This is a genomic window from Streptomyces flavofungini (assembly GCF_041028215.1).
In the GTDB taxonomy this organism is placed as follows: Bacteria; Actinomycetota; Actinomycetes; order Streptomycetales; family Streptomycetaceae; genus Streptomyces; species Streptomyces flavofungini_B.
On sequence record NZ_JASKYR010001263.1, the window covers coordinates 1 to 1,084 of the forward strand.

The 1,084-nt window shown below is 72.0% G+C and carries 2 protein-coding genes; both read left to right on the forward strand.

All coding sequences use genetic code 11. The features are described 5' to 3' along the window. The coding region (locus AB8Z36_RS40295; protein WP_369218314.1) for a thiolase C-terminal domain-containing protein at window positions 1–757 on the forward strand (757 nt) is incomplete at its 5' end. Between the two features lie 84 nt (window positions 758–841). Then, the coding region (locus tag AB8Z36_RS40300; protein ID WP_369218315.1) for a Zn-ribbon domain-containing OB-fold protein at window positions 842–1,084 on the forward strand (243 nt) is incomplete at its 3' end.

Here is a 1,084-nt window from a genome sequence, read left to right on the forward strand (position 1 = left end):
GTGGACCCGTCCCTTCGGGCTGCTGCGGCCCGCCGACGAGATCGCGATGCTGACGCGCCGCTACATGCACGAGTACGGCGTGACCCGCGACCACCTCTTCAACGTCGCCCTCGCCTGCCGCAACCGCGCCAACCAGAACCCGGCCGCGATGATGTACGAGCGCCCGCTCACCCGCGACATGTACATGAACTCGCGCTGGATCAGCGAACCGCTCTGCCTCTTCGACAACTGCCTGGAGACCGACGGGGCGCTCGCCTGCGTCGTCGTCTCCGCCGAGCGCGCCCGCGACTGCCCCACCAGGCCCGTGTACGTCCACTCCGTCGCCCAGGGCCTGCCCTCGCAGCACCACGGGATGGTCAACTACTGGAACGACGACCCGCTCTCCGGGCCCGCCTGGACGGCCGCCCGCCAGCTCTGGAAGCAGGCCGACTTCGGCCCGCAGGACGTGGACGTGGCGCAGATCTACGACGCGTTCACCCCGCTCATCCCGCTCTCCCTGGAGGGCTACGGCTTCTGCGGACGCGGCGAGGGCGGTGCCTTCACCGAGGGCGGCGCCCTGGAGAGCGGCGGCCGACTCCCCCTCAACACCTCGGGCGGCGGCCTGAGCGAGGCCTACGTCCACGGCTTCAACCTCATCACGGAGGGCGTCCGCCAGCTGCGCGGCACCAGCACGGCCCAGGTCCCGGACGCCGCCACCTGCCTGGTGACGGCAGGCGAGGGAGTCCCGACCTCAGCGGTACTGCTACGCGCCCCCTAGGGGGCGCGACGTCCGTGCCCCGCCAGGGGCGCGGGGAACTGCGCGACAAGCCACGACGAACCCGCACCCGGAAGAGACGAGAACATGGCAGACGCGACGACCGAGTCCCTCCTGTCCCCCACCGTCGATACGGACGGCGCCCCTTTCTGGAACTACGCCGCCCGAGGCGAACTCCGCATCCAGGCATGTGCCGCCCCCGCCTGCGGGCAGCTCCGGTGGCCGCCCAGGCCCTGCTGCCCGCACTGCCGGTCCTTCGACTCCGCGTGGCGGCGCATGAGCGGGCGCGGCCGCATCTGGTCCTACGTCTTCCCCCACCCGCCCCTGCTC